23 protein-coding genes are annotated in these 21,881 nt (G+C 58.3%); 16 read left to right on the top strand and 7 right to left on the bottom strand.

From position 1 onward, the window contains the following. Positions 1 to 226: 226 nt before the first annotated feature. The 3 genes from N7V53_RS05590 to ampH all read right to left on the bottom strand — a co-directional run bounded on the left by N7V53_RS05590 (position 227) and on the right by ampH (position 4,846). A complete protein-coding gene (locus N7V53_RS05590; protein ID WP_279792565.1) occupies positions 227 to 1,945 on the bottom strand; it encodes a GNAT family N-acyltransferase in 1,719 nt (572 codons plus the stop codon). Between the two features lie 653 nt (positions 1,946 to 2,598). Further along, entirely contained in the window at positions 2,599 to 3,570 is a 972-nt protein-coding gene (gene hemB, locus N7V53_RS05585; RefSeq protein ID WP_034812298.1) for a porphobilinogen synthase, read from the bottom strand. Positions 3,571 to 3,688: 118 nt separating this feature from the next. Further along, complete coding sequence (ampH, locus tag N7V53_RS05580; RefSeq protein ID WP_279792563.1) at positions 3,689 to 4,846, bottom strand: D-alanyl-D-alanine-carboxypeptidase/endopeptidase AmpH; 1,158 nt, start codon at positions 4,844 to 4,846, stop codon at positions 3,689 to 3,691. Positions 4,847 to 5,036: 190 nt separating this feature from the next. Between ampH and N7V53_RS05575 the strand changes: the two genes are divergently transcribed. The 3 genes from N7V53_RS05575 (at position 5,037) to N7V53_RS05565 (ending at position 8,033) form a co-directional block, all read left to right on the top strand. Then, positions 5,037 to 5,570: an isochorismatase family protein gene (locus N7V53_RS05575; protein ID WP_279792561.1), complete on the top strand. Its 534-nt coding sequence runs from the start codon at positions 5,037 to 5,039 to the stop codon at positions 5,568 to 5,570. Between the two features lie 120 nt (positions 5,571 to 5,690). Continuing rightward, a complete protein-coding gene (sbmA, locus tag N7V53_RS05570; protein ID WP_279792560.1) occupies positions 5,691 to 6,911 on the top strand; it encodes a peptide antibiotic transporter SbmA in 1,221 nt (406 codons plus the stop codon). 12 nt (positions 6,912 to 6,923) lie between these two features. Next, on the top strand, positions 6,924 to 8,033 hold the full coding sequence (locus N7V53_RS05565) for a DUF1615 domain-containing protein (RefSeq protein ID WP_094419478.1): 1,110 nt from the start codon (positions 6,924 to 6,926) through the stop codon (positions 8,031 to 8,033). On the opposite strand, the gene N7V53_RS05560 is transcribed toward N7V53_RS05565, so the two are convergent. Beyond that, the gene (locus tag N7V53_RS05560; RefSeq protein WP_034812308.1) at positions 8,030 to 8,341 is read right to left on the bottom strand and encodes a DUF2755 family protein; all 312 of its coding nucleotides are present in this window, start codon (positions 8,339 to 8,341) and stop codon (positions 8,030 to 8,032) included. The two genes, N7V53_RS05565 and N7V53_RS05560, sit on opposite strands and share 4 nt — an antisense overlap. Before the next feature lie 268 nt (positions 8,342 to 8,609). On the opposite strand from N7V53_RS05560, the gene N7V53_RS05555 reads away from it, so the two are divergent. Further along, entirely contained in the window at positions 8,610 to 8,828 is a 219-nt protein-coding gene (locus N7V53_RS05555) for a DUF2754 family protein (protein ID WP_279792558.1), read from the top strand. 3 nt (positions 8,829 to 8,831) lie between these two features. Here the strand turns inward: N7V53_RS05555 and ddlA are convergent, their stop codons facing one another. Next, positions 8,832 to 9,932 carry a D-alanine--D-alanine ligase gene (gene ddlA, locus N7V53_RS05550; RefSeq protein WP_279792557.1) on the bottom strand — a complete coding sequence of 367 codons (1,101 nt, stop codon included), beginning with the start codon at positions 9,930 to 9,932 and terminating at the stop codon, positions 8,832 to 8,834. 105 nt (positions 9,933 to 10,037) lie between these two features. Between ddlA and N7V53_RS05545 the strand changes: the two genes are divergently transcribed. The 6 genes from N7V53_RS05545 (at position 10,038) to N7V53_RS05520 (ending at position 16,176) form a co-directional block, all read left to right on the top strand. Next, positions 10,038 to 10,721 carry an extensin family protein gene (locus N7V53_RS05545; RefSeq protein ID WP_279792555.1) on the top strand — a complete coding sequence of 228 codons (684 nt, stop codon included), beginning with the start codon at positions 10,038 to 10,040 and terminating at the stop codon, positions 10,719 to 10,721. 171 nt (positions 10,722 to 10,892) lie between these two features. Then, positions 10,893 to 12,089 carry a multidrug efflux MFS transporter gene (locus N7V53_RS05540; RefSeq protein ID WP_023478935.1) on the top strand — a complete coding sequence of 399 codons (1,197 nt, stop codon included), beginning with the start codon at positions 10,893 to 10,895 and terminating at the stop codon, positions 12,087 to 12,089. Between the two features lie 191 nt (positions 12,090 to 12,280). After that, a complete protein-coding gene (gene iraP / locus N7V53_RS05535; RefSeq protein ID WP_042712200.1) occupies positions 12,281 to 12,541 on the top strand; it encodes an anti-adapter protein IraP in 261 nt (86 codons plus the stop codon). A gap of 101 nt (positions 12,542 to 12,642) precedes the next feature. After that, positions 12,643 to 14,058, top strand: coding sequence for an alkaline phosphatase (phoA, locus tag N7V53_RS05530; protein WP_034812311.1), 1,416 nt, complete (start codon positions 12,643 to 12,645; stop codon positions 14,056 to 14,058). Positions 14,059 to 14,148: 90 nt separating this feature from the next. Continuing rightward, positions 14,149 to 14,469, top strand: a complete 321-nt coding sequence (gene psiF / locus N7V53_RS05525) for a phosphate starvation-inducible protein PsiF (RefSeq protein WP_042712197.1) — start codon at positions 14,149 to 14,151, stop codon at positions 14,467 to 14,469. A gap of 183 nt (positions 14,470 to 14,652) precedes the next feature. Beyond that, positions 14,653 to 16,176, top strand: coding sequence for an FAD-dependent oxidoreductase (locus N7V53_RS05520; protein WP_279792554.1), 1,524 nt, complete (start codon positions 14,653 to 14,655; stop codon positions 16,174 to 16,176). A 37-nt stretch (positions 16,177 to 16,213) separates the two neighbouring features. Here the strand turns inward: N7V53_RS05520 and proC are convergent, their stop codons facing one another. Beyond that, positions 16,214 to 17,020 (bottom strand): pyrroline-5-carboxylate reductase, encoded by an 807-nt coding sequence (gene proC / locus N7V53_RS05515; RefSeq protein WP_279792553.1) that lies wholly within the window; start codon positions 17,018 to 17,020, stop codon positions 16,214 to 16,216. Positions 17,021 to 17,150: 130 nt separating this feature from the next. Between proC and N7V53_RS05510 the strand changes: the two genes are divergently transcribed. From N7V53_RS05510 to ppnP, 5 genes are all read left to right on the top strand, one after another. After that, on the top strand, positions 17,151 to 17,612 hold the full coding sequence (locus N7V53_RS05510; RefSeq protein ID WP_023478951.1) for a YaiI/YqxD family protein: 462 nt from the start codon (positions 17,151 to 17,153) through the stop codon (positions 17,610 to 17,612). A 214-nt stretch (positions 17,613 to 17,826) separates the two neighbouring features. Further along, positions 17,827 to 18,351, top strand: a complete 525-nt coding sequence (gene aroL / locus N7V53_RS05505) for a shikimate kinase AroL (protein WP_034812317.1) — start codon at positions 17,827 to 17,829, stop codon at positions 18,349 to 18,351. 50 nt (positions 18,352 to 18,401) lie between these two features. Beyond that, positions 18,402 to 18,593, top strand: a complete 192-nt coding sequence (yaiA, locus tag N7V53_RS05500) for a protein YaiA (protein WP_034812321.1) — start codon at positions 18,402 to 18,404, stop codon at positions 18,591 to 18,593. A 224-nt stretch (positions 18,594 to 18,817) separates the two neighbouring features. Beyond that, positions 18,818 to 19,498, top strand: coding sequence for an AroM family protein (locus N7V53_RS05495; RefSeq protein ID WP_034812323.1), 681 nt, complete (start codon positions 18,818 to 18,820; stop codon positions 19,496 to 19,498). A gap of 86 nt (positions 19,499 to 19,584) precedes the next feature. Next, the gene (gene ppnP, locus N7V53_RS05490) at positions 19,585 to 19,869 is read left to right on the top strand and encodes a pyrimidine/purine nucleoside phosphorylase (protein WP_023478933.1); all 285 of its coding nucleotides are present in this window, start codon (positions 19,585 to 19,587) and stop codon (positions 19,867 to 19,869) included. Positions 19,870 to 19,947: 78 nt separating this feature from the next. Here the strand turns inward: ppnP and rdgC are convergent, their stop codons facing one another. Then, entirely contained in the window at positions 19,948 to 20,859 is a 912-nt protein-coding gene (gene rdgC, locus N7V53_RS05485; protein WP_023478948.1) for a recombination-associated protein RdgC, read from the bottom strand. A 99-nt stretch (positions 20,860 to 20,958) separates the two neighbouring features. Here rdgC and mak point away from each other — a divergent pair, with 99 nt between their 5' ends. Beyond that, positions 20,959 to 21,867 carry a fructokinase gene (mak, locus tag N7V53_RS05480; protein WP_023478952.1) on the top strand — a complete coding sequence of 303 codons (909 nt, stop codon included), beginning with the start codon at positions 20,959 to 20,961 and terminating at the stop codon, positions 21,865 to 21,867. Positions 21,868 to 21,881 lie beyond the last annotated feature (14 nt).

Genomic DNA, 21,881 nt, shown 5'->3' with positions numbered 1-21,881 from the left:
GGCCGGATAAGCGTAGCGCCATCCGGCATTATCTCTGCGGCACCGATTGCCGGATGGCGGCTTCGCCTTATCCGGCCTACGCGGTTTCAGCGGCTGTGGTTTTGTAGGCCGGATAAGCGCCAGCGCCATCCGGCATTATCACCGCGGCACTATTGCCGGATGGCGGCTTCGCCTTATCCGGCCTACGGGATCGAGGACGGATACGCGCAGCCTGGGCGCGCGGAACTTACCCCGCTTTTTGCTGCACCTGATGCACGCCGATATAACGCTCGTAACGGTTCGCCTTCAGGCGCGTTAAATCCACCAGCACCAGTCCATCGACACAGTTATTGAAATCGGGATCGCTGCCGAAGTCGATAAACTGCACGCCGCCGGGTTCGCCCAGTTCGGAATACTGTTTATAGAGCGGGGGAATGCCGCAGCCGAGATTGCCAAGCAGCGATTTCAGCCGCGTCAGATCTTCGGTGTAATCCTCGCCGGTAAACTGCGCCAGCACCTCGGGCAGGGTGGCGGGGCAGGGGCGGCGCGACGACGCCAGCGGCCAGGCGGCAGGGAACCAGAGGCGATAGAAGGCAATCAGCAGATCGCGCGCCGCGGGCGGCAGGCCGCCGGAGATAGAGACGGGGCCAAAGAGATAGCGGTACTGCGGGTAGCGCGCCAGATAAGCGCCAATCCCCGACCAGAGATAATCGAGCCCGCGACGCCCCCAGTAGCGCGGTTGAATAAAGCTGCGCCCCAGTTCAAGACCTTCTCGCAGCACCTCCGCCATACGCGCGTCGTAGTGAAACAGGCTATGGCTGTAGAGCCCCTCCGGCCCCTGCTCGGCGATAAGCTGCGCCGTGGGCATAAAGCGGTACGCGCCGACAATCTCCAGATCGGCATCATCCCACAGGATCAGGTGCAGATAGTGATCATCGTAGCGGTCCGTATCACGCCGTTTTCCGCTCCCTTCACCCACTGCGCGAAAAGCGATCTCGCGCAGCCGCCCCAGTTCGCGCAGTAGCGGTGCATCCTCCTGGCCGTTGCGCTGCCAGAGATAGATCGTTTTGCCGTCCGGCGTGCGGCCAAGGCACTCGGCGCGGCTCAGTTCGCGGCGCAGGGTGGCCCTGTCTTCCGGGCGGGCGATGGCGCATTCGGTTTTGAACGTGCCGGGCACTCCCTTGCCAAGACGCAGAAGATGCTGGCGACACTTCTCGGCCAGCTCGCGCGGCGCGAGGGCGGTAGTGTGCCAGTTCTCCCAGGGAATGCGCTGACCGAGGGTGATCGGCAGGCTGCTGTTGCGGCGGCGAAACATCTGCTGCATCAACAGCAGCAGCGGCAGGGTGTCTGAGAGCAGGGCGCTGGCATAAAACAGCGCGCTGTTGCGGGCATCGATCCACGCTGGCAGCAGCGGGGCGCGGAACTTGTTCGCCAGCTTGATAAACCCGGCGTGCCAGCGTTTATCGCGAATCCCTTTGCGGGTCAGGCGCGACACTTCACCCGCCGGGAAAAAGATCAGCACGCCGCCGGATTGCAGCTGGCTCTCCATCTGTTGCAGGGCGGCTTTGGTGGTGCGGCCACCGATATTGTCCACTGCGATAAAGAGCGAGCTTAAGGGTTCGAGGTGGCTCAGCAGGCGGTTAGTGACCACTTTGACATCGCGGCGCACGCGCGAGACGGCATACATCAGCGCCAGCCCATCCAGCGTACCGGTCGGGTGGTTGGCGATAATCACCAGCGGGCCATGTTCGGGGATTTGTTCGAGGCAGTGAGCGGGGATGGTACAGCGAATTTGCAGATGGTCGAGGACATGTTCCACCATATCCAGCCCTTTCAGGTGGCGGTGCTGGGCGGCGAATTGCTGGAACTCCTGTTCGTAAAGCAGACGCCTGAGCAGGTTCTTTTGCCAGGGTGCCGGTCTGGCCTGCGGCCAGAGATCCTCAAGTACATTGTCGAGACTAAACATGGCGATTTCTCCTCCCGTCTTGCCGCTGACAGTAGCGGGAGAAGATGACGCTTACATTTCATTACAATGACGTTATGAGCATTTATTGTAGGCCGGATACCGGCATGGCAGCGCACAAACGCCGGGCAGGTGAACATACGGAAAAGCGTGGCACGGATCCTGTAGGCCGGATAAGGCGCAAGCCGCCATCCGGCATGGGTGCGTGCGATGAAAAGCCAGATGGCGCTACGCTTATCCGGCCTACAAAGGCAGGGCTGGTGAACGTACGGTAAAGCGAGGCACGAATCATGTAGGCCGGATAAGGCTGCAAGCCGCCATCCGGCATGGGTGCGGGCTATGAAATGCCGGATGGCGCTACGCTTATCCGGCCTACAAAGGCAGGGCAGACGAACATACGGTAAAGCGGGCCACGAATCGTGTAGGCCGGATAAGGCTGCAAGCCGCCATCCGGCAGGGGTACGGGCGATGAAATGCCGGATGGCGCTGCGCTTATCCGGCCTACAAAGGCAGGGCAGGTGAAAATACGATAAAGCGAGCCACGAATCGTGTAGGCCGGATAAGGCTGCAAGCCGCCATCCGGCATGGGTACGGGCTATGAAATGCCGGATGGCGCTACGCTTATCCGGCCTACGAGGTAGAGCGTCAGTTGCGGATCAAATCAGGCCGCGTTCGGCGAGATCGAGGGCGAAGTAGCTGAAGATCAGATCCGCGCCTGCGCGTTTGATGGCGCCGAGGCTCTCCATCACCACTTTATCTTCATCGATCGCACCCGCCTGGGCGGCAAACTTGATCATCGCGTACTCACCGCTCACCTGATATGCGCCCAGCGGCAACTCGGTGCGCTCACGAATATCACGCAGAATATCGAGGTAGGCCCCCGCCGGTTTCACCATCAGGCAGTCTGCACCCTGCGCTTCATCAATCAGCGATTCGCGGATCGCTTCGCGGCGGTTCAGCGGGTTCATCTGATAGGTTTTACGATCGCCTTTCAGCGCGGTACCGGCCGCTTCACGGAACGGGCCGTAGAAGGAGGAGGCGAACTTGGTGGAGTAGGACATGATGGCGGTATCTTTAAAGCCCGCCGCGTCCAGCGCCTGGCGGATCGCCTGCACCTGGCCATCCATCGCCGCCGATGGCGCGATAAAATCCGCCCCGGCTGCTGCGGCAACCACCGCCTGCTTACCGAGGTTCAGCAGGGTAGCGTCGTTATCGACGCCGTGTTCGCACAGCACGCCGCAGTGGCCGTGGGAGGTGTATTCACAAAAACAGGTATCGGACATCACGATCATCTCCGGTACCGTCTCTTTACAGATGCGCGACATGCGCGCCACCAGACCATTTTCCTGCCAGGCATCGCTGCCGGTGTCGTCGGTATGGTGTGAAATACCAAAGGTCATCACCGAGCGGATACCCGCTTTGGCGATACGCTCAATTTCACGGGCAAGATATTTTTCCGGAATGCGCATCACGCCGGGCATGGCGGAGATCGCCTGGTAATCATTCAGCTCTTCTTCAACAAAGATCGGCAGCACCAGGTCGTTTTTGCTCAGTGTTGTCTCTTCAAACAGGGCGCGCAGCGCAGGGGTTTTACGCAGGCGGCGAGGACGGGTGATTAAATCGGTCATGATATGCCTAAGATTTATGGAACAGATGGCGGCATTGTAGCCGAAAATATAACCCCTCGTTTTACCAAAATCGCCGTTAAGCCACAGGCAGGCGGCAATGCACCTGCCTGTTACTCCATCAGGAGGCGGGGATCGCCACCGGTTTATTGTTGCTCAGCTCGCTTACCAGATCGTTCACGCCGTCGCTCATATTGGTGAATTTGGTCAACGGTGAACGGGTGATCACCACGAACACACCAACGTTATGCTGCGGCACCATCGCCATATAGGTGATAAACCCGCCGCCGCCGCCGGTCTTCTGAATAATCCCCGGATGGCCCTCTTTCGGTGCCATATAGACCCAGCCGAGGCCGAGGGCGTCAGCTTTACCCGGCACATCCATTCCCACTACTTTCGTCAGGCGCTCGCGCGGGTAGATCAGCGTCTGCATCCGGTCAGCCTGCGTATCGCGGTGGTAGAAGTCGGAGGAGAGGAACTGCTGCATCCAGCGCATCATATCGCCGGGCGTGGAGTAGACGCCGCCGCTGCCAATCGCCGCCAGCGTGTTGTTGCACGGGCTGGCCCCTTTTTCCGCCACCATCAGCCGTTTGCACTGATCCGGCGACGGGGTAAAGGTGGTGTCCTTCATGCCCAGCGGGCGGGTAATCTGCTCTTCAAACAGCTGCGGATAGGGTTTACCCGCCGCGCGCGCCAGCGCATCCGCCAGCAGATCAAAGGCCAGGTTGGAATAGGCCGCCTGGGTGCCCGGCGCGGTTTTCAGTTTGGCGGTGGCAAGCCAGTTCCAGCGCTGCTCGCGCGTTGGCCAGACAAAGACCGGGCGCACCGCTGCGCCGCCGGGCTGTTCGCGCGGCAGGGCGCTGGTGTGCGTCGCCAGGTTAACGAGCGTGATCGGCGCGCCCTGGTAAGTGGGCACGCGCGCACCGGGCGGGGCGTATTTACTTAACGGATCGTCAAGGCGCACGCGGCCCTGATCGAGCAGCTTCACCAGCATCTCACTGGTCATCAGCTTAGAGAGCGAGGCGATGCGCACCACCGAGTCGAGCTGCGGGCGCACATTGTTGCCGGGACGGGTTTCGCCGAAACTGCGAAAGACGCGCTGGTTGCCGTCAATCACCACCATTGCCATGCCGGTCGCGCCGCTGCCATAAAAGATATGGTTGGCATAACGATCGACGATTTCAGAAGCAAACACCGGGTCGGGGGATTGTTGCGCCGCCCGGACGCTGGTCAGGCCCAGCGCACACCACATCGCGGAGAGAAGCAGACAACGTTTCAACGAAAGGATCCATTAATCACGGGGAAAGATAGAGCGTATTTATACTACTTGCGCGCCGTTGCAAAGGGGCGAAAAGCGGAATGTTTCGCCCTAATCCGTAACGCCAGGTAAATAAGAGCATTTTTTTCTGCCCGCCGCCGCCGCCGTGGGCTGTGATAAGCTCCGTTTTTCGCCAAACAGGAGGCAGGCAATGGTTGCTCAACGGGTAGTGATGGTGGTCGATATGCAAAACGGCGTGTTCGCCACGCCGCGTTATCAGCGCGCGCAGTGCGTTGCGCGGATCAATCAGCTGACGGCGGTGGCAGAGACCGTGATCTTTATTCAGCACGCCGAAGCGGGCGGGCTGGAAGAGGGGAGTGACGGCTTTGCGCTGCTGCCGGAGTTAACCCAGCCAGCGAACGCGTTTTACGTCACCAAAACCGCCTGCGACGCCTTCTATAAAACCGGGCTGGAGGCGCTGCTGCGCGAACGGGCGATTGAAAGCTTTGTCATCTGCGGCTGCGCAACGGATTACTGTGTCGATACCACGCTGAAAAACGGTGCCAGCAAAGGTTTCGCGATTACCGTCGCGGAAGATGCCCACACCACCGCTGACCGCCCGGCGGCAAAGGCGACCACGCTTATCGAGCACTACAACGAAGTCTGGCGCACGCTCATCGTGCCGGACAACCCGGTGCAGGTGAAAAGTGTCGATACAATTGTTTATGACTGGCAAAGCCACTAAACGGTTAACCTGAGGTCTGATTAAACGAGCCAGCGCCGCACCTGCGGCGCTTTTTTGTCGCTGGCCGCGAGCGTGACACAGCATACGTCGTAAAGAATAAGAAAGACCCAGGAGAGCACTATGTTTCGTTCCTTTTTCCCCCGACCGACGCCCTTTTTTGCCTCGGCGTTTATCTGGACGCTTCTCGCCATTGTTTTCTGGCTGGCGGGCGGCGAGCGCTGGTTGTTACACCTGACCGGCATATCAAGCGAGGTGCCAATCAGCGCCGCACGCTTCTGGAGCCCCAACTTTCTGCTCTTCTACGCCTACTACGCGCTCTGCGTCGGCCTCTTCGCCGCCTTCTGGTATATCTATTCGCCCCATCGCTGGCAGCGGTGGTCGATTTTGGGCACCGCGCTGATTATCTTCGTTACCTGGTTTCAGGTGGAGGTGAGCGTTGCCATTAACGCCTGGTATCAGCCCTTTTTTGATCTGATCCAAAAGGCGCTTACCGCGCCCAATACCGTGCCGCTGGAGAAGTTTTACAGCAGCAGCGGCGTCTTTTTGGGCATCGCGCTGATCGGTGTGACAGTGGCGGTGCTGAATAACTTCTTCGTCAGCCACTATGTTTTCCGCTGGCGCACGGCGATGAACGAATACTATATGGCGCACTGGCAGCAGCTGCGCCATATCGAGGGTGCCGCGCAGCGTGTGCAGGAGGACACCATGCGCTTTGCCAGCACGCTGGAGGATATGGGCACCAGTTTTATCAATGCGATTATGACCCTGTTCGCCTTTCTGCCGGTGCTGATTGCGCTCTCGCCCCACGTGCCGGAGCTGCCGCTTATTGGGCATGTTCCTTACGGGCTGGTGTTTGCCGCCATCGGCTGGGCGCTGTTTGGCACGCTGGTGCTGGGCGTGGTGGGCATCAAGCTGCCCGGCCTGCAATTTAAAAATCAGCGCGTCGAAGCGGCGTACCGCAAAGAGCTGGTCTATGGTGAAGATGATGCCGAACGAGCGCGGCCGCATACGGTGGTGGAGCTGTTTAGCGCCGTGCGCCGTAACTACTTTCGGCTCTATTTCCACTACACCTATTTCAACGTCGTGCGCATTCTCTATCTCCAGGTTGACGCCGTGTTTGGCCTGGTTATGCTCTTCCCGACGCTGGCGGCTGGGGCGATTACCTTCGGGTTGATGCAGCAGATCACTAACGTCTTTGAACAGGTGCGCAGCTCGTTCCAGTATTTGATCACCTCGTGGACGACGCTGGTGGAGCTGATGTCTATCTATAAACGTTTGCGCAGCTTTGAGCGTGAGGTCGATAATCAGGAGTTCGTTCCTGTCGCCTCTCACGGCCATTAACAAAGGAAGGTTATGTCTTACGTACCCCGTTTTAGCTGGTTGCTGGCGGCGCTGATTGTCGCCGGATGTAGTTCGCAGGGCTCGCTCTCTGATAAAGAGGCATCGAAGGAGCCTAAAAAAGCGAAGGCGCTGGATGTCGCAAGCGTGGTGCGTAACACCATTCCCGCGAGCGTTAAAGATCGCGACGGCTGGGCTGAAGATCTGGCGACCACCTTTAAAAGCCAGAAGCTGCCGCCGACGCTGGAGAATATCTGCTCCGTATTAGCGGTGGCGCAGCAGGAGTCCAACTACCAGTCCGATCCGGTGGTGCCGGGGCTGAATAAGATCGCCTGGAAAGAGATCGACAAGCGCGCCGGGCAGCTGCACATCCCTGCGCTGCTGGTACACACGGCGCTGAAAATCCCGTCGCCCAATGGCAAAAGCTACAGCGAGCGGCTTGATAAGGTGCGCACCGAGCGCGAGCTGAGCGCGATCTTCGATGACATGATCAATATGGTGCCGATGGGGCAGACGCTGTTTGGCTCCTATAATCCGGTGCACACCGGCGGGCCGATGCAGGTGAGCGTCTCGTTTGCCGAACAGCACACCGACGGCTACCCGTGGGAGATGTCCGGCACCGTGCGCCAGGAGGTCTTCAGCCGCCGGGGCGGATTGTGGTTTGGCACCTATCATCTGCTTAACTACCCGGCCAGCTACAGCGCGCCGATCTACCGCTTTGCCGATTACAACGCCGGTTTCTACGCCAGCCGTAACGCAGCATTTCAGAACGCGGTGAGTAAAGTGACGGGCATTAAGCTGGCGCTGGATGGTGATTTGATTCTCTACGGCAGCCGCGAAGCGGGCACCACCGAACGCGCGGTGCAGACGCTGGGCGCGCAGCTTGCGATGAGCGATCGGGATATTCGCCGTCAGCTTGAGCGTGGCGACAGCCAGGAGTTTGAAGAGACGAAGCTCTATCGGGAGATTTATCGTCTGGCGGACAAACGCAGCGGAAAAGCGCTGCCGCGCGAGATGCTACCGGGGATTCAGTTAGAGAGCCCGAAAATCACGCGTAACTTAACCACGGCGTGGTTTGCGAAACGCGTTGACGATCGTCGGGCCGCTTGCATGGCGCGCAATTAGCGCAGATTGTGGCTACGCCAGCGCAGGACGAGGAAGATCACGCCCAGAAACGCGCTGCCGGCGATAAACGGCACAAGACCGAAAATCGTGCCTACGCCCATACCCATTTCAACGTGGGGACGGGAGACGTCCTGCGTCTGCATCAGGTGTTCAAACACGCCAGGCGCGTGCACCAGCAGATTAAGCAACTGCGCGCCTGCCCAGAAGCAGAGCAGTACGAAGACGGCGTAAGCAATATTACCCGGTCTGGAGGTGTCTCGTTTTTTCGCGCCCTTATTAAAGGGTTTGGATAGGGTAAAATCAGCCATAAGACCTCCGGTACTCGTTACTTTTAAACGCTCAGGGAAGATAGGCTCAGAGCCGTAACTCCTGGTTAGTTTGGCACCAGTCCCGCATTGTCAACATCAGAATGGTGATAATTTCGGACCGGGAAGGATCCCAGGGAAGCGTTTTTTGTGAGTCATCACATTTTTGTAACGTATTAATTATTTCAGTAACATTTCGGAATTACCGCACAGCACACACTCTCAACCCGCGCGCTGTGCGATGATGCGCCCTTTACCTGCTGGAGTTGTCATGAAGCTGCCTGAGAAAATTCGCCGTGACTGGCACTACTACGCATTCGCGATCGGCCTGATCTTTATTCTCAATGGCGTGGTCGGGCTGCTGGGGTTTGAAGCGAAAGGGTGGCAAACCTATGCCGTCGGGCTGGTGACCTGGCTTATAGGGTTCTGGCTGTCGGGGCTGATTATCCGCCGCCCCGTGCAAGATGAGGCGGCGGAAAGCACCGAGTAACGCTTAGTCGTTCATGGAGATCTTCAGCGCGCTGCTTTGCTGATGGCGCTCAAGCGCCAGCTCAATCAGGCGAGCGATCAGCGCGCTATAGCTGATGCCGCTCGCCTGCCACAGTTTCGGATACATGCTGATATTGGTAAAACCGGGCAGGGTGTTGATCTCATTGATCACCACGTTGTTCTCCGGCGTCAGGAACACATCCACCCGCGCCATCCCTTCGCAGCCCAGCGTTTTATACGCCTCAATAGCGATCGCGCGGATCTTCTCGTTGGTTTCCGGATCGATAGCGGCCGGCACCACCACCTGCGCACCCTGATCGTCAATGTATTTGGTGTCGTAAGCGTAGAACTCGCTGTTCAGCACAATTTCACCGCAGGTGCTGGCCTGCGGCTCATCATTGCCCAGCACCGCGCACTCGATCTCGCGCCCGACGATCCCTTTCTCTACTACCACTTTTTTGTCGAAAGCAAAGGCCAGACGCAGTGCTTCAGCATACTGCGCTTCGTTAGTCACTTTGCTGACGCCGACGGACGAGCCCTGGTTGGCGGGTTTAACAAACAGCGGCAGGCCGAGCTTGGACGTCATGTCGCTAAAACTGAAGCTATCGCGGTTGGCGCGTGTAAGGGTGATAAACGGCGCGATGGACAGACCGGCGTCGCGCAGCAGGCGCTTGGTGATGTCTTTATCCATGCAGGCTGCGGACGCGAGCACATCGGAGCCGACAAACGGCAGGTTGGCAAGGCGCAGCATCCCCTGCAAAGAGCCATCTTCGCCGAGCGTACCGTGAACAATCGGGAAAATGACATCAACATTCGGCAGCGGCGAGCGGTTATCTGCCGCAATCAGTTGCTGCCCGGCGACGCCCGGCACCAGCGCCACGCTGTTGTCCGATGGATTCAGCGCGATACGCGCCGGATCGCTGGCGTTTTGCAGATAGTTCTGCGCATCGCTAATATGCCACTGCCCTGATTTATCAATACCCAGCAGCACCACTTCAAAGCGCGATTTATCCATCGCATCGACAATGTTCTTCGCCGACTGTAACGACACTTCATGCTCCGCCGATTTGCCGCCGAAGACGACCCCTACCCGCAGTTTTGCCATTTCAACAATCACTCACACTGATGAGAAAACCCATACGATATCACGTCAAAACGCACGATTCGCGGCCTTCTGCCATAATGTCTGGAGAAAAAAAGAGGAGGAGAGGTGAGCGGGAAGAGCCTGATCGTAATCGCTATTCTTATCGGCGGCGTCTATGCGGGCTACCGCGCGCTGCCCGCCTGGTATAACCCTTTTGCCCCGCTTCAGCTGAGCGATCCGCCGGGGCGCATCACCCAGTTCAAACTGCGGCGCTTAACGCCTGAAGCTTGCGCCGCGCTGCTGAAGCAGGCGAATCAGCAGCGGCTTATCTCCTCCGTGGCGGTGGTGGACAGCGGCGGCGACTGCCCGTTAACCAACGTAGTGCGGGTAAAAGATTTCGGTGCCGTGAAGCTGAGCAGCAGCTTTCTGGCGAGCTGCCCGCTGGCGCTTAGCTCGGCGCTGTTTGTCGAGCAGCAGGCGCGGCCACTAAGCCAAACGATGATGGGCAGCGCCTTAACGCGCATCGATCATGTCGGCAGCTACGCCTGCCGCAATATCTACAACCGCGCTGATGCGCGGCGCAGTGAGCATGCCAGTGCGGAAGCGCTCGATATCAGCGCTTTCAGGCTGGCGAATGGCGAGCAGGTTTCCGTTCTGCGCGGCTGGCGGCAGACGCGCACTCAGCCCTGGCTGCGCGCGATGCTGAGCGCCAGCTGCGGTTATTACGGTAACGGCCTCGGGCCGGAGTATAACGCCGCGCACGCGGACCATTTCCATCTCGGCATGCGCGGCTACGGCCTCTGTCGCTAAGCATATCGCGCTTAGCATTTGCGGTTTTCCTTCCTGCACCGCCGTTATTCGGCGGTGGTTAAGGGATAAAACGCCAAAGTGCGGCTAAGCGCATATCTGGTAACTTATCGCTGGCGCATTCTTGCTACCCTATGCGCCGTTTTTTTAAAACCTGAGTGATTACGCGTATTTATGGAATCCTGGAAGGTCAATCTTATCTCGGTGTGGTTCGGCTGCTTTTTTACCGGGCTTGCTATCAGCCAGATTTTGCCGTTTCTGCCGCTCTACGTGGCGCAACTGGGGGTGACCTCGCACGAGGCGCTGTCGATGTGGTCAGGGCTAACCTTCAGCATCACTTTCCTCGTCTCGGCAATTGTCTCGCCCATGTGGGGCAGCCTGGCGGACCGCAAAGGTCGCAAACTGATGCTGCTGCGCGCTTCGCTCGGCATGGCGATCGCCATTCTGTTGCAGGCTTTCGCCACCAACGTCTGGCAGCTACTTCTGCTGCGCGGTGTGATGGGCCTGACCTCCGGTTATATTCCTAACGCGATGGCGCTGGTCGCCTCGCAGGTGCCGCGCGAGCGCAGCGGCTGGGCGCTCAGCACTCTCTCCACGGCGCAGATTAGCGGCGTGATCGGCGGCCCGCTGATGGGTGGTTTTCTCGCTGACCACTTAGGCCTGCGCACGGTATTTATTATCACCGCGATGCTGCTGATGGTGAGCTTCCTGGTGACGCTGTTCCTGATTAAAGAGGGGGGCAGGCCGAAGGTGAAGAAGGGCGAGCGGCTCAGCGGCAAGGCGGTCTTCTCAACGCTGCCCTATCCGGCGCTGGTGATCAGCCTCTTTGTCACCACCATGGTGATTCAGCTCTGTAACGGCTCGATTGGCCCGATCCTCGCGCTGTTTGTCCAGTCACTGTCGCCCGATACCGCCAATATCGCCTTTCTTAGCGGGCTTATCGCCGCCGTTCCCGGCGTTTCTGCGCTGCTCTCGGCGCCCAGGCTTGGCAAACTGGGCGATCGCATCGGCACCTCGCGCATTCTGTTAGCGACGCTCGCCTGCGCAATTGTGCTCTTCTTCGCCATGTCGTTTGTTACCTCGCCATTGCAGCTTGGCATCCTGCGCTTTCTGCTCGGCTTTGCCGATGGCGCGATGCTGCCCGCCGTGCAGACACTGCTGCTGAAGTACTCCAGCGAGCAGGTCACCGGGCGCATCTTTGGTTATAACCAATCCTTTATGTACCTTGGTAACGTCGCTGGCCCGCTAATGGGTGCGTCGGTCTCGGCGATGGCCGGTTTTCGTTGGGTCTTCGCCGCCACGGCGGTGGTGGTGCTGATAAACCTGATACAGCTGGCACGGGCATTTCGCCGCGTACGGCAACCGCGATAAACGCAGGCCGGAAATAGATCTCCGGCCTGCGCATCCTGTTTCTATATATACTTCGCAACCCGCGATGGTGTTATTTCCCTAATGACCTTACTGACAGTGTGAATTAACGCGCAAAAATAATAGATGCATCTCCTTTGCAACTACTAGATCGAGTGCTAACTTCATGCAACATCTCAAAAGGAAATAGCGCCATGAAAAATCTCATTGCTGAGTTATTGGTCAAGCTTGCGGAGAAGGAAGAGGAGTCGAAGGAGCTGGTCGCCCAGGTTGAAGCGCTGGAAATTGTCGTCACCGCGCTGCTGCGCCAGATGGCGGCGTCAGAGCAGCAGTCGCTCATTTTAAGCGTTGAAGGCGCGCTGGCAGAGGCTCTGCCGGGCGATGAGGCCTTATCCAGAGACTCTGAATTGCTGCAACAATACGTAAAAAAGCTTTTAAGGCACCCTCGCAGTTGAGCCCGCGTTAGCATGTAACATCTGTCATCTCACTGTCATCTGGGCTGCCTATAGTCGCTCTGTTTTATTTTCTTTAAGTATTTGTACATGGAGAATATTAAGTGAAACAGAGCGCGTTATATCTTGCACTATTATCCCTGCTTGCCTCGCCTGCTATTTATGCAGAATCATCTGTAGCGCCGGTTCTTGAAAGCCGGGCGGCCCAGGGTGATATTTCCGCACCCGGCGGCGCACGCCGTTTGACGGGCGATCAAACAGCCGCCCTGCGTGATTCCCTCAACGATAAACCGGCTAAAAATATTATTCTGCTGATTGGCGACGGCATGGGCGATTCCGAAATTACCGCCGCGCGAAATTATGCCGAAGGGGCGGGCGGTTTCTTTAAAGGTATCGATGCGCTGCCGCTGACTGGTCAGTACACCCACTACTCGCTGGACAAAAAAAGCGGTAAACCCGATTACGTCACCGACTCTGCCGCCTCGGCGACTGCGTGGAGCACCGGCGTAAAAACCTATAACGGCGCGCTGGGCGTCGATATCCACGACAAAGATCATATGACCATCCTTGAGATGGCAAAAGCCGCCGGTCTGGCGACGGGCGACGTCTCCACCGCAGAATTGCAGGACGCGACGCCTGCCGCGCTGATCTCCCATGTCATTTCTCGCCGCTGCTACGGCCCGACTGTCACCAGCGAGAAGTGCGCGCTTAACGCACTGGAGAAGGGCGGCAAAGGCTCGATTACCGAACAGCTGCTGAATGCACGCCCGGACGTGACGCTCGGTGGCGGGGCAAAAACCTTCAGTGAAACCGCCACCGCCGGTGAGTGGCAGGGCAAAACCCTGCGCGAGCAGGCGCAGGCGCGCGGTTACCAGCTGGTGAATGATGCCGCGTCGCTTGCGGCAATCAGTACGGCGAATCAGGATAAACCGCTGCTCGGCCTCTTCGCCGATGGCAATATGCCGGTGCGCTGGGAGGGGCCGAAAGCCTCTCTGCATGGCAACCTGGATAAGCCTGCGGTGACCTGTACGCCAAACCCGAAACGCACCGACAGCGTGCCGACGCTGGCGGCGATGACGGAAAAAGCGATTGAACTGCTGAGCAAAAATGAGAAGGGTTTCTTCCTGCAAGTGGAAGGGGCATCGATTGATAAGCAGGATCATGCGGCGAACCCGTGCGGCCAGATTGGTGAAACCGTCGATCTCGACGAAGCGGTACAGAAAGCGCTGGAGTTTGCGCGTAAAGATGGCAATACGCTGGTGATCGTCACCGCAGACCACGCCCATGCCAGCCAGATCATCCCGGCGGATACCAAAGCACCGGGACTGAGCCAGGCGCTGACCACCAAAGATGGCGCAGTGATGGCGATGACCTACGGCAACTCGGAGGAGGAGTCGATGGAGCATACCGGCACGCAGGTGCGCATTGCGGCTTACGGCCCGCATGCGGCGAACGTGGTGGGGCTGACGGATCAGACCGATCTCTTCTACACCATGAAAGCGGCGCTGAGCCTCAAGTAAGGGCTGCCCGGCGGTAAATCTTTGCTGCCGGGTGGTTTTTTCGCCAATTAGGACCATCCTTAAAGGGTTCATTGACAGAAGGATGGCGCTATGAAAATCACTCTCCTCGTTACCCTTATCTTCGGTGTGCTGTTTATGACGGCGTTAAGTGCCGCCGAGAAAACACTGACCCCGCAACAACAACGTATGACGCTCTGCAACCAGCAGGCTAAGGCGCAGAACCTCGGCGGCGATGCGCGCAAGAGCTACATGAGCGACTGCCTGAAGAGCACCAAAACCGAGCCGGGGCAAAAGAGCCTGACGCCGCAGCAGCAGCGGATGCGCGAATGTAACGCCCAGGCGACGCAGCAATCCCTTAAAGGCGATGACCGCAGTAAATTTATGAGCGCCTGCCTGAAAAAAGCGGCGTAATCCTCCCCTCCCGGTGCGGGCGTACATCGCGCCCGCATACTCAACGCCTTTCTGCCGCTCTGTTGCTCCCCGCTTAATCTCTGCCAGGCTTAATTTGTGAGCTGTGTTGTCTTTTTTTCCTTTGCGAGTGTACGTCGCCAGACGTTACGCCCGTTTTGCCACACCAATACGGGAGCAAGAGTTATGAATTATCAATATGTTACCGATGTGAACGATCTGCCGGAAAACCAGCCGGTGAAATTCGATGTTGATGGCACCTCGCTTATCCTCATCCGCACCTTAACCCAGGTGCGCGCGTTCCAGAGCCGCTGTCCCCATGCCGGTGCGCCGCTTGAGCAGGGCGCGGTGTGCGACGGGCGGCTGGTCTGCCCGTGGCATAAAGCTAACTTTGATATCACCAACGGCGAGTGGTGCGAACCGCTGGCGCTGCAAAACCTGAAGCAGTATCCGGTGCATATTGAGCAGAACCGCGTGCTGGTTAACCCGCGCCCGCTCTCGCCGACTACCCACAACACCATTCGCGGCGACGGGCCGCAAACGATAGTGATCCTCGGGACCGGCGCGGCTGGTAGCTCGGCGGCGGTGACGCTGCGCGACGCCGGGTTTAACGGCCATCTGATGCTGATTGATAAAGAGAGCGAAGCGCCCTATGACCGCACGGCGCTAAGCAAATTTGTGCCGTCAGGCAAGATGAAGATCAGCGAAGTGCCACAGCTGCTGGATAAAGCGTTTTATGCCCAGCCTGGGGTGGAGAACATTGATCAAGAGGTGACAAAGCTTGATGCCGAAGCACATCAGTTAACCCTCGCCGACGGGCGCGAAATTACCTTCGACAAACTGCTGCTGGCCACCGGTGGACACCCCGTCTGGCCGGAGATCAATGGCAATCAGCTGGCGGGCGTGCATGTCCTGCGTGATATTCACCAGGCGCAGACGCTGCTCAGTGAAGTGGAGGATGAGCAGCAACTGGTGATCGTTGGTAATAGCTTTATCGCCATGGAGCTGGCGGCGGCGCTGCGTAACCAGGATGTCGATGTCACCGTCCTGTCGCGCCATGCTGTGCCGTTTGTGCCGCAGTTCGGCGAAGAGATTGGCCGCCACTTTATGCAACTGCATAAGCAGAATGGCGTCAAGTTTGTGACCGGCGAGCCAGCGGAGTTGCAGGGCGATGAGCACGTGCAGGGCGTGGCGCTGAAAGATGGTCGCACCATTCCGGCGCATGTGGTGGTGTTTGCTACCGGCGTGGAGCCGTCGACCGATCTGGTGGGCGATCTACCCCACGAAGAGGATGGCAGCCTGACGGTGGATGGGTATCTGCGCGCCGCGCCTGATATCTGGGCGGTGGGCGATATCGCCACCTATCCGGCACCGGAAGGGCCTCGGCGCATTGAGCACTGGCGCGTTGCGCAGCAGCAGGGGCGCATCGCGGCGCTCAATATGCTCGGGGAGTCGCAGCCCTTCGATCGGGTGCCCTTTTTCTGGACTACCCACTTCGGGACGCGTTTTGAGTACCTCGGCTATGCCCGCGAGTGGGACAGCATGAAGATGTTAGGCTCGTTTGAGAATAAACGCTTTGCCGTGCTCTACGGCCAGGAAGGGATGCTGAAAGCGGTGCTGAGCTGCGGTGAGAACACCGCCACGGCGGAGCTGGTGCTGAAAATGCAGGAGCCGCTGACCATGCGTGCGGCCAGCGAACTCCTCTCGTAACGTTCACGCCACGGTTTAATCGCCGTGGCGCTACTTTTTACGCGCTCAGTTTTTCTGACTTCGCCATACAGGCGGCCATCGCGTCCATCACCGCAGCGCGAAAACCCTTATCTTCCAGCACTTTCACCGCTTCGATGGTGGTGCCGCCCGGCGAGCAGACCATATCTTTCAATTCGGCAGGGTGTTTGCCCGTTTCCAGAACCATCTTCGCCGAGCCCATCACCGCCTGTGCGGCAAATTTATAGGCCTGCGCGCGCGGCATACCGCCCAGCACGGCGGCATCGGCCATCGCTTCGATAAACATAAACACATACGCCGGAGCCGAACCGCTGACGCCCACTACCGGGTGGATCATCCCTTCGGCAATCACTTCCGCTTCGCCAAAGCAGCGGAAAATGGTCAGCACATCGGCGGTGTCTTCAGAGGTGACCAGCGCATTGGGCGTGATAGAGGTCATCCCGGCGTTAACCAGCGCAGGGGTGTTCGGCATCACGCGGATAATTTTGCGATCGTGGCCCAGCGCGCGCGCCAGCTGATCGAGCGTAACGCCCGCCGCGATGGAGACCACCAGCGTCTCTTTATTCAGGCTGGAGGCGATATCGCTGAGGATTTTCACCATGATGTTCGGCTTCACGGCGCCAAAGACAATATCGGCGATCTGTGCCACTTCCTGCGCGCTCTGCGCGGCGTTAATGCCATACTCCTGTTGCAGGGCGGCGACCTTATCAGGCGTTGGCGTGTAAACCCAAATCTGCCCCGGTTTCACCTCGCCGCTGGCGATCAGCCCGCCGAGAATCGCCTTACCCATGTTACCGCAGCCGATAAAACCGATTTTCTTTTCCATCACGTCCCTCTCTGCTTGTTATTGCATGTGATTCATAGCTTAACGCGCTTTTCAGGCGAGGGCGAAAGGATCTCTGCTTTCCCCGGCGGGCAATTAAAGGGACAATGCGCCGAAACAAAAAGGAGTCACCATGGCGATATGGGTTGATGCGGACGCCTGTCCGAATGTGATTAAAGAGATTTTATTTCGCGCCGCGGAGCGGACACAGACGCCGTTAACGCTGGTCGCTAACCAGAATCTGCGCGTGCCGCCCTCTAAGGTGATCCGCGCGCTTCGGGTGCCGGCAGGCTTTGACGTTGCCGATAACGAAATTGTGCGCCTCTGCGCGCCCGATGATCTGGTGATCACCGCCGATATTCCGCTGGCGGCGGAAGTGATAGCAAAAGGAGCGGCAGCGCTTAACCCGCGCGGTGAGCGCTACACGGAAGCGACCATCCGCGAGCGGCTGACCATGCGCGATTTTATGGATACGTTGCGCGCCAGCGGCATCCAGACCGGCGGCCCGGACTCCCTCTCGCAGCGCGATCGCCAGCAGTTCGCCGCGCAGCTCGATAAGTGGCTGCTTGAGCGCCAGCGCCGCCAGACACCGTAACCGGGCTTGTCAGTTTTTATCACTTCCAGTAAGGTTGCCGCTACAGGTGATGCCACAGAAACTTTACAGGCACAATGGCTGCGCCAGAACGTTCTCTTACGCAAAATTGAGAGTGTGTAACGTTAATCTTACGCAGCGCGCGCCGTTGGTTTAGTGCTATCATCGCCATCTTATTGTTGTCCCCCAACCGGGGGCCTGGAGGAACAACCTGCTCATGACGCTACCCATCTTTCTCATCGGCGCACGCGGCTGCGGTAAAACCACTGTTGGCCGGGCGCTGGCGCTGTCACAGGGCTTCCAGTTTATCGATACCGATAGCTGGTTGCAGGAAGAGGCGCAACAGACCGTTGCGCAAATCGTAGAGCAGGAGGGGTGGGCCGGTTTTCGCGCCCGCGAAACGGCGGCGCTGGAAGCCGTGACCGAACCCGCTCTGGTCGTCGCCACCGGCGGCGGCATTATTCTCAGCGACTACAACCGTCGTTTTATGCGCGAACACGGGCGCGTGATTTACCTCTGCGCGCCGGTCGATGTGCTGGCAGGGCGGCTGGAAGCCTTTCCGCAAGAGGGGCTGCGCCCGACGCTGACCGGTAAGCCGATCAGCGAAGAGGTGAGCGAAGTGCTCGCCACCCGCGATGCGCTCTATCGCGATGCGGCGCACTTTGTGGTCGATGCCGCGCAGCCGCCGCTGGCGGTGGTGGCAGAAATTGAGGCGGCTTTACGCCTGGCGCGCGCCAGTTAGCGAAACGTTTGACTATACTTATCTCTCTAACTGCAAAAGGAGAATAAGCTATGCCGACTAAACCGCCCTATCCGCGTGAAGCCCGTGTTGTAGCTGTTGAGAAGGGACCCAGCGACGCAACTGTCACCTGGTATGAACTGCGCGCGGATCATCCGAAACCGGACTCATTGATCAGCGAACACCCTTCGGAGCAGGAAGCGCTGGATGCGAAAAAGCGTTACGAGGATCCCGATAAAAGCTAATTCGGCGATCCCGCCAGCATGATTTCCTGAACCTTTCAGAAAGTCGCTTGCATCACATTTTTTGACTGGCTTAATGCCAGTCACTGTTTATATTCATTGTTACTGGAATTTATTAGAACACAGGAGTGGCACATTCTCTTTACACGACGGCGGTGCTCCATCCTCCGTCGGTTGTTGTGCAGAGAATCATAACTAAAAGCAGTTTTGAAAGGCGGAAAGCGAAGATGAGTGCGACGTTGGCGATCCTCACCATAGGTGTGGTGCCGGTAAAAGAGATCCTGCCGCTTCTGGCAGAGCATGTTTCAGAAGATCAAATCACCCATGTCAGCCTGCTGGGGAAGATGGACCCGGCACAAGTTCGTATCGATTATTGCGTTGATCCCGGTGAGACCGCCATCCCGACGCGTCTGAGTGATGACAGCCTCGGCATGGTTTCGCGCCAGAAGGTGGAGCGCGATCTGCAAAGCGTGATCGAAGTGCTCGATAACCAGGGGACCTATGACGTTATCCTGCTGATGAGTACCGCCGATATCCGCGGCTTAAACGCGCGAAACGCCATCCTGATTGAACCGCAGCGCATCATTCCCCCGCTGGTTGCCTCGATTGTTGATGGTCACCAGGTCGGCGTGATTGTGCCGGTACCTGAACTGATGGCACCGCAGAAGAAGAAGTGGCAGGTGCTGGAAAAAGAGCCACTGTATGAACTCTGCCACCCTTATCAGGCGAGCGAGACGGAATTGATTGACGCCGGAAGAGCGCTGCTGGAACGCGGTGCCGATGTGCTGATGCTCGACTGTCTTGGCTTCCATCAGCTGCATCGCGATCTGCTGCAAAAAGCGCTGGATGTCCCGGTTTTACTCTCCAATGTGCTGGTGGCACGCCTGGCCTCAGAACTGCTGGTGTAGCCGCAGAACGGCGCAATTTCGCGTGACATCACTTAAGCCCGGCCTCTATAGTGGTTTTCCAGTCATTTCTCTATAAGGGCCTGTTTATGCTTCAAAGTAATGAATACTTTTCCGGTAAAGTGAAGTCCATTGGGTTTACCAGCAGCAGCACCGGCCGCGCCAGCGTCGGCGTGATGATGGAAGGGGAGTACACCTTCTCCACCGCGCAGCCGGAAGAGATGACGGTGGTCAGCGGCGCGCTGAATGTGCTGTTACCAGGCGAAACCGAATGGAAAAGGCACGCTGCCGGCGAAGTGTTCAATGTCCCGGGCCACAGCGAATTCCATCTGCAGGTCGCCGAGCCGAGTGCCTATCTCTGCCGTTATCTGTAACGCTTGCGCCCTCCGGCGACAAAAAAGCCCGGTAGCGCTGCGCTGACCGGGCCTGTGAAAAGTGAGTCGCTAAAAGCGTTAGCGCTGGGCTTCGCCGCCCAGGCCTTCCACCAGATTTTGAATCAGTGCCGCCAGCTCGCCGGTCATCAGAATAAAATCGGCATCGAACCGCTGGGCATAATCTTCCCGATCGATATCTTCATTCTGATCGCGCAGCTCATCGCTGAACTTCAGGCGTTTTACCGAGCCATCATCACAGATCATAAACTGGATGCGCTGCTGCCAGTCGAGCGCCAGCTTGGTCACCACTTTGCCCGCTTCAATGTGCACGGCAATTTCGTCGCTCACCAGATCCTGCTTTTTCGCGCGGATCACGCCGCCATCTTCCAGCATTGCTTTCAGCTCGGCTTCGTCCAGCAACTGGAACCCTTGAGCTACGGTGCCGGAGCGGACCCATTCGGTGAGCGTCAGCTCAATCGGGTTTTCCATCGTCAGCGGGACAACCGGGAGAGAGCCGAGGCTTTTACGCAGCAGCGCCAGCGTATCTTCCGCTTTTTTCGCGCTGGCGCAGTCGACCATAATCAGGCCGTTGACGGTGTCGATCCACATCATCGTCTGGCTGTAGCGGCTGAAGGCGCGCGGCAGCAGCGAGTGCAGCACTTCATCTTTCAGCGCATCTTTTTCGGTTTTTTTCAGTTTGCGCGCCTGCTCGGCTTCAAGGCGGGCGATTTTCGCTTCCAGCGCCTGTTTCACCACCGGCGTCGGCAGGATTTTCTCTTCTTTGCGCGCGCAGATAATAATCTGGCCGTTGTTGGTGTGGGTCAGCGCTTCGCTGTGTGAGCCCATCGGTGGAACCCAACCGGTTTTCGCCATATCCTGACTACCGCATGGCGTAAACGAGAGCGGGGCGAGCTGTTTTTCCATCTCTTCCGCACGGAGCGCCACATCGCGGCTGAGACGGTATACCATTAAATTTTTGAACCACAGCATGATTTTTTCCACGGCCTTGTCGTTAAATGCAGCGGGCATAATAGCGAATTGTCGCCGCGCTTGCATTGCTAATGCGTGGTCCACTACGAGGAGTTTGATGTGCGTATCGGTATCGATTTGGGTGGTACAAAGACAGAGATTATTGCGCTGGACGAGAGCGGCGAGACGCTGTTCCGCCATCGGCAGCCGACGCCGCGCGACTATCAGCAGACCATTGAGCTTATCGCTTCGCTGGTCGACTTAGCGGAAAAAGAGACCGGCCAGCGCGGCACGGTCGGCATGGGTATTCCGGGCTCTATCTCGCCCTATACCGGGGTGGTGAAGAACGCCAACTCCACGTGGCTCAACGGTAAACCCTTTGATAAAGATTTAAGCCAGCGCCTTAATCGTGAAGTGCGCCTTGCGAACGATGCCAACTGCCTGGCGGTGTCGGAAGCGGTCGACGGCGCGGCAGCGGGTGTGCAGACGGTGTTTGCGGTGATTATCGGCACCGGCTGCGGCTCCGGCATTGCGCTCAATGGCCATTCGCATATCGGCGCTAACGGTACGGCGGGCGAGTGGGGGCACAATCCGCTGCCGTGGATGGATGAGGATGAGCTGCGTTATCGCAATGAAGTGCCCTGCTATTGCGGCAAACAGGGGTGCATTGAGACCTTTATCTCCGGCACCGGCTTTGGCACCGATTACCAGCGCCTGAGCGGCCAGGCCTTGAAGGGCAACGAGATTATTCGCCTGGTAAACGAGCAGGACGCGGTTGCCGAGCTGGCGCTGAGCCGTTATGAGATGCGGCTGGCGAAGTCGCTGGCGCATGTGGTGAATATCCTCGATCCCGATGTGATCGTGCTGGGCGGCGGGATGAGTAATGTCGATCGCCTTTACCAGACGGTGCCCGGGTTGATGCAGAAATGGGTTTTTGGCGGCGAGTGTGAAACGCCGATCCGCAAAGCGTTGCACGGGGATTCCAGCGGCGTGCGCGGCGCCGCATGGCTCTGGCCGCAGGGGGAGTAGGCCGCTGAAACCGC

It is taken from the genome of Kosakonia sp. HypNH10 (assembly GCF_029850615.1).
In the GTDB taxonomy this organism is placed as follows: domain Bacteria; phylum Pseudomonadota; class Gammaproteobacteria; order Enterobacterales; family Enterobacteriaceae; genus Kosakonia; species Kosakonia cowanii.
The sequence above is the reverse complement of the archived record's forward strand: the minus strand, read 5'-3'. Positions and strand labels throughout refer to the sequence as shown.